At 67.3% G+C, this 13,565-nt stretch carries 15 protein-coding genes; 4 read left to right on the top strand and 11 right to left on the bottom strand.

Annotation, left to right across the window (positions count from 1 at the left end):
* Window positions 1-47: 47 nt before the first annotated feature.
* A complete protein-coding gene (locus OXR63_RS06405; RefSeq protein WP_267421091.1) occupies window positions 48-1,238 on the bottom strand; it encodes a 4-hydroxybenzoate 3-monooxygenase in 1,191 nt (396 codons plus the stop codon).
* Window positions 1,239-1,324: 86 nt separating this feature from the next.
* Between OXR63_RS06405 and OXR63_RS06400 the strand changes: the two genes are divergently transcribed.
* A complete protein-coding gene (locus OXR63_RS06400) occupies window positions 1,325-2,113 on the top strand; it encodes an SDR family NAD(P)-dependent oxidoreductase (RefSeq protein WP_267421090.1) in 789 nt (262 codons plus the stop codon).
* Window positions 2,114-2,313: 200 nt separating this feature from the next.
* On the opposite strand, the gene OXR63_RS06395 is transcribed toward OXR63_RS06400, so the two are convergent.
* On the bottom strand, window positions 2,314-2,892 hold the full coding sequence (locus OXR63_RS06395; RefSeq protein ID WP_267421089.1) for a TetR/AcrR family transcriptional regulator: 579 nt from the start codon (window positions 2,890-2,892) through the stop codon (window positions 2,314-2,316).
* Window positions 2,893-3,000: 108 nt separating this feature from the next.
* On the opposite strand from OXR63_RS06395, the gene OXR63_RS06390 reads away from it, so the two are divergent.
* Together OXR63_RS06390 and OXR63_RS06385 are read left to right on the top strand one after the other, a co-directional pair.
* Entirely contained in the window at window positions 3,001-3,957 is a 957-nt protein-coding gene (locus tag OXR63_RS06390) for an NADP-dependent oxidoreductase (RefSeq protein WP_267421086.1), read from the top strand.
* A gap of 133 nt (window positions 3,958-4,090) precedes the next feature.
* Window positions 4,091-4,576: a GNAT family N-acetyltransferase gene (locus tag OXR63_RS06385; protein ID WP_267421084.1), complete on the top strand. Its 486-nt coding sequence runs from the start codon at window positions 4,091-4,093 to the stop codon at window positions 4,574-4,576.
* A gap of 15 nt (window positions 4,577-4,591) precedes the next feature.
* Here the strand turns inward: OXR63_RS06385 and OXR63_RS06380 are convergent, their stop codons facing one another.
* The 7 genes from OXR63_RS06380 to OXR63_RS06350 form a co-directional block, all read right to left on the bottom strand.
* Window positions 4,592-4,816 (bottom strand): cold-shock protein, encoded by a 225-nt coding sequence (locus OXR63_RS06380; RefSeq protein WP_194662942.1) that lies wholly within the window; start codon window positions 4,814-4,816, stop codon window positions 4,592-4,594.
* A gap of 62 nt (window positions 4,817-4,878) precedes the next feature.
* Window positions 4,879-5,724, bottom strand: a complete 846-nt coding sequence (locus OXR63_RS06375) for a hypothetical protein (protein WP_267421078.1) — start codon at window positions 5,722-5,724, stop codon at window positions 4,879-4,881.
* Between the two features lie 186 nt (window positions 5,725-5,910).
* Complete coding sequence (locus OXR63_RS06370) at window positions 5,911-6,723, bottom strand: AAA family ATPase (RefSeq protein WP_055960810.1); 813 nt, start codon at window positions 6,721-6,723, stop codon at window positions 5,911-5,913.
* Window positions 6,720-8,123 (bottom strand): Mu transposase C-terminal domain-containing protein, encoded by a 1,404-nt coding sequence (locus OXR63_RS06365; RefSeq protein WP_071301383.1) that lies wholly within the window; start codon window positions 8,121-8,123, stop codon window positions 6,720-6,722. The genes OXR63_RS06370 and OXR63_RS06365 overlap by 4 nt, the downstream gene beginning before the upstream one ends.
* Before the next feature lie 6 nt (window positions 8,124-8,129).
* Window positions 8,130-8,732, bottom strand: a complete 603-nt coding sequence (locus OXR63_RS06360) for a recombinase family protein (protein ID WP_055960814.1) — start codon at window positions 8,730-8,732, stop codon at window positions 8,130-8,132.
* Between the two features lie 140 nt (window positions 8,733-8,872).
* Window positions 8,873-9,301, bottom strand: a complete 429-nt coding sequence (locus OXR63_RS06355) for a uracil-DNA glycosylase (protein WP_228506156.1) — start codon at window positions 9,299-9,301, stop codon at window positions 8,873-8,875.
* Window positions 9,302-9,441: 140 nt separating this feature from the next.
* Window positions 9,442-10,506 carry a TDT family transporter gene (locus tag OXR63_RS06350; protein WP_240614499.1) on the bottom strand — a complete coding sequence of 355 codons (1,065 nt, stop codon included), beginning with the start codon at window positions 10,504-10,506 and terminating at the stop codon, window positions 9,442-9,444.
* Window positions 10,507-10,671: 165 nt separating this feature from the next.
* On the opposite strand from OXR63_RS06350, the gene OXR63_RS06345 reads away from it, so the two are divergent.
* Window positions 10,672-11,604 (top strand): LysR family transcriptional regulator, encoded by a 933-nt coding sequence (locus OXR63_RS06345; RefSeq protein WP_267421245.1) that lies wholly within the window; start codon window positions 10,672-10,674, stop codon window positions 11,602-11,604.
* Here the strand turns inward: OXR63_RS06345 and eno are convergent.
* Both eno and OXR63_RS06335 read right to left on the bottom strand, forming a co-directional pair.
* Window positions 11,589-12,923: a phosphopyruvate hydratase gene (eno, locus tag OXR63_RS06340; protein ID WP_083393829.1), complete on the bottom strand. Its 1,335-nt coding sequence runs from the start codon at window positions 12,921-12,923 to the stop codon at window positions 11,589-11,591. The genes OXR63_RS06345 and eno overlap by 16 nt on opposite strands.
* 145 nt (window positions 12,924-13,068) lie before the next feature.
* Window positions 13,069-13,554 carry an inorganic diphosphatase gene (locus tag OXR63_RS06335; protein WP_267421244.1) on the bottom strand — a complete coding sequence of 162 codons (486 nt, stop codon included), beginning with the start codon at window positions 13,552-13,554 and terminating at the stop codon, window positions 13,069-13,071.
* Window positions 13,555-13,565 lie beyond the last annotated feature (11 nt).

Here is a 13,565-nt window from a genome sequence, read left to right as displayed (position 1 = left end):
GTTGGGTGGCGTTGCGACGAGAGGGGCGAGCGCTGAGGTAGTGGCGGCTAGTTGAGGCCGAGCTGGTACTCGGCGTGGAGGCGGGCAGCGGTGGGGGAGGCGTGCAGCTGGGCGAGCCTGGCGCGGGCTGTCATCTGCAGGAATGTGCCGTGCTGGGTGGGGTCGCCAGCGTTGTGCATGGTGTCCGTCATCCAAAGCGCAAAGTCCTGGTAGTTCCAGACTCGCTCAAGGCAGGTGTCCGAGTAGGTGTCGAGGGCTTCGGCGTCGCCATCGCTAACGGCGGCGACGAGGGCCAGGGCCAGGGTGTCGACGTCGAATAGGGCGAGGTTCATGCCCTTGGCGCTGGCAGGTGGGACAAGGTGTGCTGCGTCGCCGGCGAGGAACAGGTTGCGGTGTCGCATGGGTGCGTGGACGACGCTGCGGAGGGGCACGAAGAACTTCTCGTGTACCTCGGCGGCTTGGATGCTGTCGTCGTTCAGGCGCAGGCGGATCTCCTTCCAGATCCGCTCGTCGGGCCAGTCTTCGGCGGTGTCGCTGAGCTCGCACTGCAGGTAGTAGCGGCTGCGCTGTGGGCCGCGGGGAAGCTGTCCGACGAACCCATGGTCACTCGGAGCCATGATCGCCGCCCCGATGACGGGCGCCTCGACGAGGGCGGCGAGCCAGGCGTACCCGAATTCGTAGTGGTACGTCGTCAGGACTCCGTCAGGGATGGATGCGCGGCTGACGCCACGGTCCCCGTCGCTGCCGACGATGTGGTCGCACTCGATCTCGTGTCGCCCTTCGGCGTCCGAGAACGACACGGAGGGGCGCTGCCCGTCCTCGTTGCGCACGACGACGTCGGTGGTCTCGAAGCGGACGTCACCGCCCATCTCGTCCAGGAGCACGTGGAGGAGGTTGTTCACGAGCATCTGCTGCGTGCAGAACCGGCTGGGCTGGCGTCCTTCGACGTCGATCGTGAATACCTCCGGCATGCCGTTGATCCGGTAGTCGATCGTCTGCGCGACGGGCCCTGCGAGCAGTCGCTCGGCCAGTCCCCACCGCTCGAACATGTCCACGCCGCGCGCTTCGACCACTCCGGCTCGGTTGCGTTGCTCGATGTAGGCGCGGTCGCGGCGTTCGACCACGACGCAGTCCACACCGGACTGCGTCAGCAGCGTCGCCAGGGTGAGCCCCGCGACGCCGGCGCCGATGATGACGACTCGAGCTGCCGTCTGGTCTTGCTTCTGGGAGTTATTCATTGCTGAATGTTCACACGCGAATATTGCAATGTCAAGCAGCTGCCCGACTGGGCTGCCCCGCCAGGCCAGCAGCCGAAGGAACTCACATGACGACGAAAACGATCCTGATCACGGGAGCGACAGACGGCCTGGGCCGAGCCCTCGCGCACGACCTCGCTCGGCAAGGGCACACGCTCCTGCTCCACGGCCGCAGTCAGCGGCGCCTCGATGAGGTGGCAAAAGCACTCCCGACCACGGTGCGCACGTATCGAGCGGATTTCTCCTCGCTTGCCGAAGTGCGGGAGATGACGGACGCCCTGCTGGCCGCCGAACCACGCATTGACGTTCTGATCGCGAACGCTGGCATCGGGGGTGGGCCTCGACGCGAGAGCATCGATGGGTACGAGCTGAACTTCGCCGTCAATTACCTGGCCCACTACCTCCTGATCACCCAACTGCGAGAGCGCCTCGAGGCGTCGGCGCGGGCACGAGTCGTGCTGGTGAGCTCTATCGGGCAGGCGCCGGTCGACTTCGATGACGTCATGCTCGAAGACCGCTACGACGGGATGCGGGCCTACTGCCAGTCAAAGCTTGCGCAGGTCGCTTTCGGGATCCGCCTCGCACGCACGACAGATCCCGCGAACGTGACCGTGACGAGCCTTCACCCTGCGTCCGAGATGCCGACGAAAATGGTGGGCCGCCGCGACGGAGAACCCATCTCGCTCGGGGTTGCAACGACAGCCCGGCTCGCTCTTGACCCGACACTTGAGGGCGTCACGGGGCTCTTCTTCGATCGACAGCGCCCCGCGGCACCGCATCCCTGGGCCCTCAATTTCGCAGTCCAGGAGCACCTGTGGACGGTGAGTGAGCAGTTCGTCGGTCGATTCAGTGGCTAACGCTAGTGCCGATACGCCCGTCCGGTAGTCGGTGAGCTACCGGCCGACCCCGGGACCCAGCCAGCGCCGCCCGGCAGGGGATGGTTAATCCGGTCGCTGACCGTGAGTCCGACGGTTGATCGCTCGCACGAATCGGGCTCAGATCCTCGTTGCGACGCGTCCTGTCCACGGGCGCTACTTGGAATCGGGCAGCCGAGCGGTCATTCGGGCCGTTCGGAGTGCAACGTCGCCGCAAGCTGCTGCAGCTCTGCGAATGCGCCATCGAGTTCGTGGTGCAGGACGGTCGACCCAGGCGTCCAGCGTCGGATGGCGGTGCTGAATGTGTCCATTCCGACACGGGCGCAGAGCAACGCTTCGCGTTCAGAAATTCCGCGGGCGACCAGGCCGGCCGCGACCAGGTTGACCAGCGCTGCGGCCTTGGCCTGCTCGCGTTCGAGGAGTGCGGGAGCGGACCGGATGATCGGCGCCCGCAACTCTGCCAGCGGCCGGTTCCGTTCAATGAGGGGCACGACGTCATGGAACGCGTATCGCAATGCCGGCATCGCCGGCAGGTCTCTCGGCGCCGCGGCGACGGCCCCCGCGGTGACTTCGCGGAGTTCGTCCTCGGAGGCGAACAACACTTCCCGCTTGTCGGGAAAGTGCCGGAAGTACGTGCGCTCAGTGACGCCTGCCCGCGCCGCAATCTGCTCCGTTGTCGCACCATCGAAACCACGCTCGGCGAACAGCTCCAGCGCAGCGCGCTGGAGTCGCTCCCGCACGATCCGTCCGTCCCGAGGCATGCCCAGATGCTAGCAGGTTGCGTCAGCGACTGACAGAACGTAAAGTCAGCCACTGACGATTCGTTGCGTCATTACCTGTCGCAACGCTTGACAGACCAGGAGACTCCGATGACAGACATAATGCGCACCCTGCGGTTCCACGAGTACGGCGAACCGGAAGCAGTCCTCCGGTTCGAGACGGCGCCGGTACCCGAGCCGGGGTCCGGCCGGATCCGTGTACGCGTGCACGCTGCCGGACTCGCACCAGCCGACTGGGCGCTATGCGGTGGCCTCTTCGCGGGGACCCTGCCGCGTGGCGTCGGTTGCGACGTCGCGGGCACCGTCGATGCCGTCGGCGACGGCGTCGGTGCCGTCTCCGTCGGCGACGTGGTGTTCGGCACCGCCGACTGGGCAAACTCGCCGTCCGCGGGCGCGTCCGACTTCGCGGTAATGAACCGTTGGTTCCCTGTCCCGGCGGGCCTCGACCTCGTGCAGGCCGCGGCGCTACCGATGACCGTCGACACCGCCTACGCGCACCTGCGCTGGCTCGGACTCGAACCGGGCGAGACGATCCTCGTGCACGGCGCCGGGAGCACGATCGGGTTCGCGGCCGTGCAGATCGCGCTCCTCCGCGGCATGCACGTCATCGCGAGCGCGGGCGCGACCTATGCACAGCAGCTGCGCGACCTTGGCGTCACCGTCACCTCGTACGGCGACGGCATGGCGGGGCGCGTAGCGGAACTCGCGGATGGTCCGGTCGCCGGTGCACTCGACACCGCACCAGTCGGCGGCTCGCTGCCCGACCTCATCCGCATTGTCGGCGGGGACCCGAAGCGGGTCCTGACGATTGCTGACTTCGCCGCTGCCGCCGAGCTCGGCACCCGCTCCTCCGCCACCGAGGACCTCACCGACCGCGTCGAGGCCCTTCCCGAGTTCGCCGCACTCGCCGCCGAAGGACGCTTCCGAGTGCCGGTTGCCGCCACGTTCCCTCTCGAGGACTGGCAAACCGCGCTCACCATCAGCCGCAGCGGCAACGCCCGCGGCAAGCTCGTCCTCCTGCCCAGGGACCCGGGCGTCGTGTCTTGATCCGCGCGCTGCCCCCGAGCGGCGTTCACCGCGTCGCGCAGGGGCATCGGCGACGGATCAAGTCTCCAGCCGCTCGTACCTACCGCCCGATAGCCGATCCGCTACCGGGCGGCGTGGTGCGAGAGCATGAGTTATGACCTACTCGCCGGTAAGCAACGACGATCTCCAGGAGCTTCGCGCGTTCCTCAGCGAAGCTGACCTCACTATCGCTGGGCTCGACTCGACCGCCGTGCGAGTGTGGGTAGAGCGCGACCACGATGGCAAAATTGTCGGCAGCACCGGCTACGAAGCCAGCGCTGACGGTGCAGACGTCTTGATCCGGAGCGTCGCGGTCTCGAGCGCACGGCGCATCGCGGGTGCCGGCACCCGTCTCGCGAGATTCGCTCTCGAAGAAGCAGTTGGCTCGGGCGCGACGCGGGCGTGGCTCTTCTCACGCAGATCGGGGCCGTTCTGGCAGAAACTTGGCTTCGGTCTGGCAGACCGGAACGAGCTCGCGGCCGTACTGTCTGACACGCAGCAAGTGCGCCTGTTCACCGAAACGGGTCAGCTCGAGCGGGAAGTGGCGTGGATGCGGGACCTCAAAGCCCTCCGCGCCGCACCTGGCGGTCCTGCCCGGTAGGCGATCGGCTACTGATCAGGTGCCCGTGACGTTGTGCGCTCGGAAGAAGTACCCGTCCTGTCCGGCGGGGTAGGGCTCCACCTCGAAGCGCACGCCTTGACCGGGCCGCAGTGAGAGGAAGCCGGGACCACTCAGGACGGAGAAGTGCACGAAGACATCGGACTCGAGCGCCTTCGAACGAAGGGCGCCCCAGCCGTCGTCGTCGCTCCACCAAACACAAACGCCTTCGACGATCTGCACGACCGCAACGTACCGCGCCGCGGCGTCCGGCAATGGATTCCTCACCGGGCTCCCGGTGCAACTCATATGCCAGGGGTGTCAACGTTCGCCTGAGCGAGCATCTGACTCTGGAGTTGCGCGAGTTGCGCGAGTTGCCCGATAGCAAAGATCAGCGGGTCATCATCGGCGGCGTTGACGACGCCGAGTGGCCAGTCCTCCCGCTTCAAGTGGAAGCACAACGCGAGGTCGAGCTGCGCGAGTGTGGCATGCGCGTGATGCAAAATTTCTCTTATCGTCATCGGTAGCCACCACTCCAGAGAGATCGGGACGGGCGTCTTCGGCAGCGTCCCCGGGTTCACTGTTTCGGCTCGTGGGTGGAGGCCCTCGCTGTGAGCGGCGTATTCGCGCAAGAGGCCTGGCCTCCCGCCGGTCGGGAGGATGAGGAGGTCTGACTCGTACTTTTCGATGAGCCTCTTGAACCCGAACTCGCGAGCGCGATCTTTCCCGCTAAGCCACTTCGGGATCCGCTGCGGCTCGTGCAGGAAGTCTTGCGCGAGCGCAGCAATCTCCATCTGGTCCCGGCAGGTATCCATGACGACCGACTCACGTCGGGTGAGTACGCCATCGAAACTGATCTGGAGGTTCGCTGCCGTGCGTCGAACGAGCTCACCCAACGGCTCGAAGTCGGAGTGCCCGACGAATTCGACCGCGGCAGTCGCAACCTCGATGGCCCGGTTCGCTCCGACGAGGGTCTGTGGGAAGTGCGTGGCGAGTGTGAGGAGCGTGTGTTGTCGTCGTCGATCTTCATCGAGCAACGCCGTCGTCAGACTTGGTGCCCATCCGGAGAGCAGGCTCGCGATGCCGTATAACCCATCCTCGAACGGCTCGGCGGTCTGATCCCCTGAGCCCCAATCGGGCGCATCGTTCATCTGGGAAGACTATCCACCGAGGGGATGACGGGGCATACCGATTCGTCCCGATAGCCGGTCGCTCCCCGGACACACCTGCGGCGGTGGGGGAGCGGATCAAGAACTCAGGCGACGCTTAGGTTCGTCAAGTCTCAACTGTGAGCAGCCTCGCTCTGTGTCGTCGTTTTCGCTGCGATCGGTGTCGGGTCAGGTGGTGCCGATGACGAGGGTGCTGCGGGCGGCCTCGACGACGTCGTTGGTGATGACGTCGAGCTCGTTGATCTTCAGGACGCGTTGGATCTGAGGGAGGAGGCGCTCAAGGAGCCGGAAGTTGCCGCGGGTGATGCGTTCGACGGCGGCGATGGCTTGCGCGTCGGTGAAGTCGTCGGGGTCGAGCGTCTTGCCGAGCTTGCGCCATTGACGTTCGAGGACGAAGAGCAGCTCGTCGTGGCCGAGCGGACGGTACTGGTGGGCGAAACCGAGGCGGCTGTAGAGCTGCGGGTAGTGGCTGAACTGCTTCTCGATGCCGGGCATGCCGATGAGGATCATCGCTATGCCGGTGCGGTCGTACTGGTCGCGGAGCCACTCGATCGCGTTGCCGGTGAGGCGTTCGGACTCGTCGATGATGATCAGCTCGAGCAGGGACGGGTTGGGGCCGTGTGCGTGGTCGAAGTGGCGACCCTGGAGCAGGAGGTGTTCCTCGATGCAGCGTTCGGTGCGGAGCATGTCGTGCCGGAGGTCGTCCTGCAGGGCGCGCATCGTGGCGGAGACCTCGGGCGTGTAGAAGACGGTGCGGGCTCGGTGGGCGGCGGCGTAGATCTTCGTGTCGTCTTCGCTGCGTGCGGCCCATCTGGCGATGAACGGGCCGATGCTGTCCCAGTGGGCGTAGCGGCGTGCGGAGAGGGTCTTGCCGACGCCAGCGGGGCCGAAGCAGACGCCGATGGTGTTCTGCTTCCGGACGGCGTCGGCGAACTCCGCGAACCGACGGTGTTCCTTCGTGATGATGAACTGGCTCGTCATGACCGGTCCTCCTCGTAGGTCATCAGTCGCGGTTGATCCGGTGCCGGTGCGGGTGCTGGTGGGGTGTGATCATCGGGTGTGGGGCGGACGATCGCGATGCGTTCGCGGATCTGCCCGCGCAGGGCTCTTCGTTGCGCGTTCCGGGCGGCCTGGATCTGCTTGAGACTGATGGTCTCGGTCTGATGCGCGGTACTGATCGCGGTGCACAGGAACGCGTCGCGGTGAAAGACACGGATCTCGGTGACGTCGCGGGGGTCGTACCGGACGCTGACGGTGCTGCCCACGAAGGGTGCGAGAGTGGTTGCGGTGTAGCGGAGCCCTTCGAAGTGGATGCCGTCTCGTTGCACGACACGCGTGGTCGGGACGGTGAGCAGGAACCCGTCGAGCTGCTCGAGGGAGTCCGGCATTCGTGGCAGCCACCCGTCTGCGATCCACGCTTCCAGTGGGCTCTTCCGGAGCTCGCGGTGGATGCGGGCGTTGTAGCGGCGGATGAACGTGTTGATGGCACTGTCGACACCGGCGAGATCCAGCGCCGGCGTCGGCGCCGGCGCCGAGGATCCGGGTGCGAGGTGGCCGGGGAGCGTTGGGAGCAGCTCGGTGTTGATGGTGCCGAAGAACCGCTCGATCTTCCCGCGGCCCTGGGGGCGAGCGACCTGCGAGTGGATGATGCGGAGGTGCAGCACGGCGGCGGTGTCGCCGATTCGGTGGCTGGTGAAGTCGGACCCGTGGTCTGTGTAGAGCACGTCTGGGATCCCGCAGACAGGCCAGTCCGGTTCCGGCTTGTGCCAGATCGCTTGCCGGAGCGCGAGCGCGGTGTTCGCGGCGGATGGGGCGCCGAGGAACACCATGTACCCGCAGACCGCGCGGGAGTAGTCGTCGAGGATCACCGTCAACCACGGCCGTTCGGGCTTGCCGTCGGGTCCGACGATGAGCAGATCGAGCATCGTGTGGTCCGCCTGCCAGATCGCGTTGGGGCGATCCGCACGACGTCGGAGCAGCAGTTCGTGCTTGTCCCGATATGACGCGGGCCCCTCAAGCGCGAGCGTCACCATCCCGGGATCAAGCCCGTTCACGATCGACCGCACAACGGAGTACGACGGCGCTGAGAGACCTCGTTTGGTGCAGTAATTGTCGACCTGGCGGTGAATCGTGGCGATCGAAGGTCGTGGCTTGGTGAGTGCGAGCCCCTCAATCAGGCGCACCAGTTCCGGTGCCGTCCGTCGGGCGCCGTGATCGGTGCGGGTGCCGTCGGCGAGAGCCGGGTATCCGCCGGTTCGGTAGCGGGCCAACCAGCGTTGCAGGGTGCGCTCAGCGACGCCCGTGGTGCGGGCCAGGGTGGCGAGCGGGATGGCGTCCTCGACGTGCAGTCGAAGGATGCCCCACCGCTCGCTCGCGTCCATAGCCAGCTACATCGTTGGGGAAGGCTTGGTTCGTCGCGCCGCGACGGGCTCGGCGTGCTTCGCGAGTGCACGGTAGATGGTGGTGCGGCTAACGCCGAGCACGTCGCCGATCTGCGCGACGGTCATGTCCTGCTGTTCGTAGAGCCGGCGTGCGGTGCGCACCTGGTCCGCGGAGAGCCGAGATGGTCGGCCGCCGGTGCGGCCGCGGGCTCGAGCGGCGGCGAGGCCGGCGTTGGTGCGTTCCTTGATGAGGTCCCGTTCGAACTCCGCCAACGCGGCGAAGACGTGGAACACGAGCCGGCCGCCGGGCGAGGTGGTGTCGATGGTCTCCTGCAGGGACCGGAACCCGATGCCGCGCTCGGCGAGAGCGTGCAGCTGATCGATGAGGTGCCGGATGGACCGGCCGAGCCGGTCGAGTCGCCAGACGACGAGAGTGTCGCCGGGGCGGAGCTGGTCGAGGAGCTTGTCGAGCTCGGGCCGGTGTTGGAGCGACCCGGACATGGTGTCGACGAACACGCGGTAGCAGCCAGCGGCGTTGAGCGCGTCGATCTGCAGCGACGCGTCCTGGTCTGTGGTGGACACGCGCGCATACCCGAGAAGGTGACCCATGAAGAGAACGTAGCGAAACTCGACCAGGAGGGGTAGTGGCGGCACGTAGATTCTGGGACTGGGTTCCGCTACAAGACACGGCGCCTCGCACCCGGACTGAGCGCCGGTACGGATAGTTGTAGCGGAATCGTTCGTATTTGTTACGTCTGCCGCGCTCGCGCGGCGAGCCGGAGTGCTTGCACGGAACGGAGGTGTTGTTCCGATCGGTGGCGGCCGTTGGCGGGAGACGGATGTGGTGCTGCGATGACCGGAAGGAGTCGGGGGTGCTCGTCCAGGGTGAAGTGTCGCATGACGCCGTCGAGGGCAACGGCCCCGTACGTGACGATCGCAGTGAGAGCGGGGAGGGCCGCGAGCAGTGTGGCGAGGGCATGCCGCCCCTCGTCGATGTCCTCGAGTCGCACGCGGTCGGGCAGTTCCCATGGGACAAGGTTCCAGCGGACGTACTCGCCGCGTGCGAGTCCGGACTCGATACGGGCTGCTCGGAACGCGGCCGCGGTCGGGCCCGGGTTGTCCTCGCTGCAGATCGCTGCGTGCGCTGCGGCGATGGTCTGGGGGCCAGGCGACTGCATCAGGACCAGGACACGGCTGAATCTGCCGCCGGATCGTGGGTCGAAGCTCGGGACGAACCGTCGGCTGCCGTCGGGCGCGGTCCGCCACGTCTCCGCGAGACCGTTCAGCGATCGAACGTCAGCGAGTTCCTCGGGGGTACTCATGCCGGCTGTGGCGGTGCCAGCAGGGTGCCACGGATGACGGATCCGTGAAAGGTGCGAAGGGCAACGGTGATCCATGCGGCGACGAGGCCGGCGTAGTAGATGACGGCGAGGACGGCAACGACGGTCAGGCCTGAGTGCAGGGCGAGCCCGTTCAGGCCGGTGACGCAGGTCCCGACGGGGAACGTGAAGGACCACCAAGTCAGGCTGAACGGCAAGTGTTCGCGGGCAGTGCGGATGGTGATCGCGAGGGCGATGACGGTCCACAGCAGCGCGAAGCCGAGCATCGCGAACCCGTACACCAGCGCCACGACCAGCAGGGCATGCGCGGTACTCGCATCGACAACGGTGGGGGCGTTCGATGCGAGGAGGTTCACCGCGGTGATCGACTGTCCGACCGGCCCGAGGACGATCCACAGAGTCGGGACCATGCCGGCGGCCCCGACCTTGTGCTGCGCGAGACGGTTCCAGATCAGCGTGATCACGACCAGCGACGTGATGAGGCTGAGGCCGAAGAAGCCGTAGCAGGACCACAGCAGCGTCTCCCGCGCCTGCCCGGCGGGGGCGTACGGCAGCAGGAGCGCACCGGTGGAGGCGGACACCATCGGCGGGACGATCGGCATCAGCCAGCCGCCGAACGCGGAGTCGGGCTTGTTCTCGTGGCGGGTGAACGCCAGGTACGGCACGAGCACTGCCGTGAGCAGTCCTCCGATGGTGCCGATGGTCCACAGGACCCAGTCGATGGTGACGGCGGCGGGCAGGCCGACCCAGTCCTTGCCGAGCAGGAGTGTCCCGGCGCCGACGGTGAGGAACGCCATCGGTGGTGCGCCGTAGAAGTGCGAGATCACCGGGTTGAGCTGGTGCCCGGCTGCAGTGCTCCGGTAGCGGATCCAGTGCAGCACCGTCGCGGTCGTGAGGGCGACGAGGAGCACCGCGGCGATCGCCCACACGACCGTCGCCGCGAGGCGCAGCCCGGGGAACTGCAGCGGCAGTGACGCAGCTGCGACAGCGACGATCCCCGTGCCCATGATCGACGCGAACCAGTTCGGTGTGAGATTCGACACGATCAGGCCTGGCCGCTCCAGGTCACGGAACAACGCCGTCTGCGGCCGTTGGGGCAGCTGGCTACCGTTCGCGGGTGCAGGGTCCGTGCGGAGCGTTGTCATGGGCCAAGCCTGCGCGAATCCTGCCTCTGGCGGTACCCGGAACCTCTTGGCAGGGCACAATCAATGATTGTGGCACTACGGCGACTCACGGACCGAACCCTCGACCTCGACACACTCGACGTGCTCGCACGCGTCGCCGAGACCGGCTCCCTCTCCGCTGCCGCTGGAGCGCTCGGCGTCACGCAACAGGCAGTGTCTGCTCGGATCCGGGTCGCCGAGCGCATGGTCGGTCACTTGTTGGTGCACCGCTCGACCACGGGGTCGGTGCTGACCGAGACCGGCAGGCTCGTCGTCGGGCTGGCCGGACCGGTCCTCGACGCGTCTCGCCACCTCGAAGCAGGAGTGGCTGCGCTGCAGACTCCCACGGGTTCGCTCGTCGTCGCAGCGTCACAGACGATCGCGGAGCTGCTGCTGCCGGGCTGGCTGCTCGAATTCCGCCGCCGCGAACCCGACGTGCGGGTGCGCCTGATCGCGGGCAACTCCGCCGCGGTGACGGACCTCGTGCAGTCGGGTGGCGCGAACCTCGGGTTCACGGAGACCCCGGTGACGGCGGCAGGTGTGTCCGCGCAGGTGATCGCGGACGATGAGCTCGCGGTCGTCGTTGCGCCGGAACATCCCTGGGCTCGGTCGACCGGGATCACTGCGGAGGTCCTGGCGGCGACGGCTCTGCTCCTGCGGGAAGAAGGTTCCGGAACTCGCGCGACCCTCGCCGCATGGCTCAGGGAGGCCGGTTTGAGCATGTCGGTTCCGGCCGCGGTGCTGGAGACCACGAGCATCATCCGGGCGAACGCGCAGGCTGGAATTGCACCGGCGGTGATGAGCCTTCGCACGGTCGCCGCCGACATCAACGACGGGTCGCTGGTGCGGGTCCCGCTCGCTGGGCCGCCACTTGCCCGGCCGTTGCGGGCGATCTGGTCGGGAGAGCCTCAGCCAGCTGGTTCTGCTTTCCTGCGCGTCGCCCACGAGGTGACCGGTCGGGGTCAGCGCAGCCCGTAGGGCAGCTCCGGATTGTTCTCCGCGATCTCGGTGAGCCGGTTGTACTTGGCGACGCGTTCTCCGCGGGCGGGTGCGCCGGACTTGATCTGTCCGGTTCCGGTGCCGACGACGAGGTCCGCGATGAACGTGTCGGTGGTCTCGCCGGACCGGTGCGACACCATGCTCCGCATCCCGAGCGAGCGTGCGACGCCGATCGCGTCGAGGGTCTGGGAGACGGTGCCGATCTGGTTCGGCTTGATGAGCGCCGCGTTCGAGAGCCCGTCCTTCCCACCGTCGCGGATGCGCTGCGGATCGGTGACGTAGAGATCATCGCCGACGATCTGGAGCATGTCGCCGAGCGCGAACGACATCGCCTTCCAGCCGCCGTGGTCATCTTCGGAGAAGCCGTCTTCGATGCTCCGGATCGGATACCGGCTGATGAGGTCGCGGTAGTAGTCGACCATGCCTGCGCGGTCGAGCCGGCGGTCCACGACCCGGTAGCTACCGTCACCGAGCGCGAACTCGTTCGCCGCCGGGTCGAGTGCGATCGCGACGGTGTCCACGCCGGGCTCGTAACCGGCGGCACTGATCGCGGCGACGAGGAGGTCGAGGGCCTCCTCGGGCGCGGCGATCGACGGGGCGAAGCCGCCTTCGTCCCCGAGACCGAGACTGCCGAACCGTTCCCGGACCAGTGCCGCCAGCGCGTGGTAGACGTCCGATCCGATCCGAACCGCGTCGGTCATGGTCTCGGCGTTCACCGGGGCGATCATGAACTCCTGGAAGTCGAGCGCGTTCGCTGCGTGCGCTCCGCCGTTGAGCACGTTGAAGTGCGGGACGGGCAGGCGGGGCGTGCTGCCGGTGACGTCTGCGATCCAACGCCAGAGCGGCAGCTCCGCTGCGGCGGCGAGAGCGCGTGCCATCGCGATCGAGGTCGCGACGACACTGTTCGCGCCGAGCCGGCGGTGGTTCGGGGTGCCGTCGAGGGCAGCGAGGGCGGCGTCGGCCTGCCCGATCGAGGTCCACGACTGGCCGGTGATCATCGGTGCGACGTCCGTCGTGATGAGGTGCAGTGCCTGGCTCACGTCGCGGCCGCCGTAGCTGCTGCCGCCGTCGCGAAGCTCGACAGCCTCATGCGCGCCAGTGGATGCGCCTGCGGGGGCGTCACCGGTGACGACGGTGCCGTCCTCGAGCTCGAGACGCACCTGGATCGTCGGGTAGCCGCGGGAGTCGAGGATCCGGGAGCCGTGCAGGCTGCTGATGGTGACGGGGCGGCTGGTGTGGGTCACGTACTCGCCCTGATGGTGGGTGGTGTGGTGGACGTTGCTGATGTAGTCGTTCACGGCGGTTGTCGCCTTTCGGGTTGGTCGTGCGGGTGTGGGCCGCGGGGAGGCGGAGGGACGACCTCCTGGCGATCACTGGGCGCCAGTTGCCTCCCCACGGCGGTTCAGGGCGCGCACTGGATGGTGTCGGGTGCGCGGGTGCCGGTCAGGGGTGCGGGGTGAACCGTTCCTGTGCGGCGCGGATGATGGCTTCGGCGTCGACACGGTTCGCCCACCCGTTGGTGGTGACGTGCTTGCCGTGCTCGATCTCCTTGTAGTGGGCGAAGAAGTGCTCGATCTCCGCCAGGACCGGCTCGGCGACGTCGGAGATGTCCTGGACGTGGTCGAAGCGGACGTCTCCGGCGGGGACGGTGAGGATCTTGTCATCGCCGCCGTTCTCGTCGACCATGCGGAGCATCCCGACCGGGCGGACGTCGATGACGACGCCGGGGAACGTGGGCCGGGGCAGCAGCACGAGCGCGTCGAGGGGGTCGCCGTCATCGCCGAGAGTGTCGTCGGTCGAGCCGTAGTCCTGCGGGAACACCATGCTGGTGAACACCGCCCGGTCCAGGCGGATCCGTCCGGTGACGTGGTCGACCTCGTACTTGTTGCCGCTGCCGCGGGGGATCTCGATCGTGATGTCGAAGTGCATGAGCTGTTCGT

The organism is Curtobacterium sp. GC_Cur_3, from assembly GCF_026544205.1.
Classification (GTDB): Bacteria; Actinomycetota; Actinomycetes; order Actinomycetales; family Microbacteriaceae; genus Curtobacterium.
The sequence above is the reverse complement of the archived record's forward strand: the minus strand, read 5'-3'. Positions and strand labels throughout refer to the sequence as shown.

Coding starts and splice junctions, on each gene's coding strand:
- OXR63_RS06345 (WP_267421245.1), top strand. CDS start 10,672: ATGATTGTGGCACTACGGCGACTCACGGACCGAACCCTCGACCTCGAC.
- OXR63_RS06375 (WP_267421078.1), bottom strand. CDS start 5,724: ATGAACGATGCGCCCGATTGGGGCTCAGGGGATCAGACCGCCGAGCCG.
- OXR63_RS06405 (WP_267421091.1), bottom strand. CDS start 1,238: ATGAATAACTCCCAGAAGCAAGACCAGACGGCAGCTCGAGTCGTCATC.
- OXR63_RS06355 (WP_228506156.1), bottom strand. CDS start 9,301: ATGCAGTCGCCTGGCCCCCAGACCATCGCCGCAGCGCACGCAGCGATC.
- OXR63_RS06335 (WP_267421244.1), bottom strand. CDS start 13,554: ATGCACTTCGACATCACGATCGAGATCCCCCGCGGCAGCGGCAACAAG.
- OXR63_RS06395 (WP_267421089.1), bottom strand. CDS start 2,892: ATGCCTCGGGACGGACGGATCGTGCGGGAGCGACTCCAGCGCGCTGCG.
- OXR63_RS06365 (WP_071301383.1), bottom strand. CDS start 8,123: ATGGACGCGAGCGAGCGGTGGGGCATCCTTCGACTGCACGTCGAGGAC.
- OXR63_RS06400 (WP_267421090.1), top strand. CDS start 1,325: ATGACGACGAAAACGATCCTGATCACGGGAGCGACAGACGGCCTGGGC.
- OXR63_RS06385 (WP_267421084.1), top strand. CDS start 4,091: ATGACCTACTCGCCGGTAAGCAACGACGATCTCCAGGAGCTTCGCGCG.
- OXR63_RS06390 (WP_267421086.1), top strand. CDS start 3,001: ATGACAGACATAATGCGCACCCTGCGGTTCCACGAGTACGGCGAACCG.
- OXR63_RS06360 (WP_055960814.1), bottom strand. CDS start 8,732: ATGGGTCACCTTCTCGGGTATGCGCGCGTGTCCACCACAGACCAGGAC.
- OXR63_RS06370 (WP_055960810.1), bottom strand. CDS start 6,723: ATGACGAGCCAGTTCATCATCACGAAGGAACACCGTCGGTTCGCGGAG.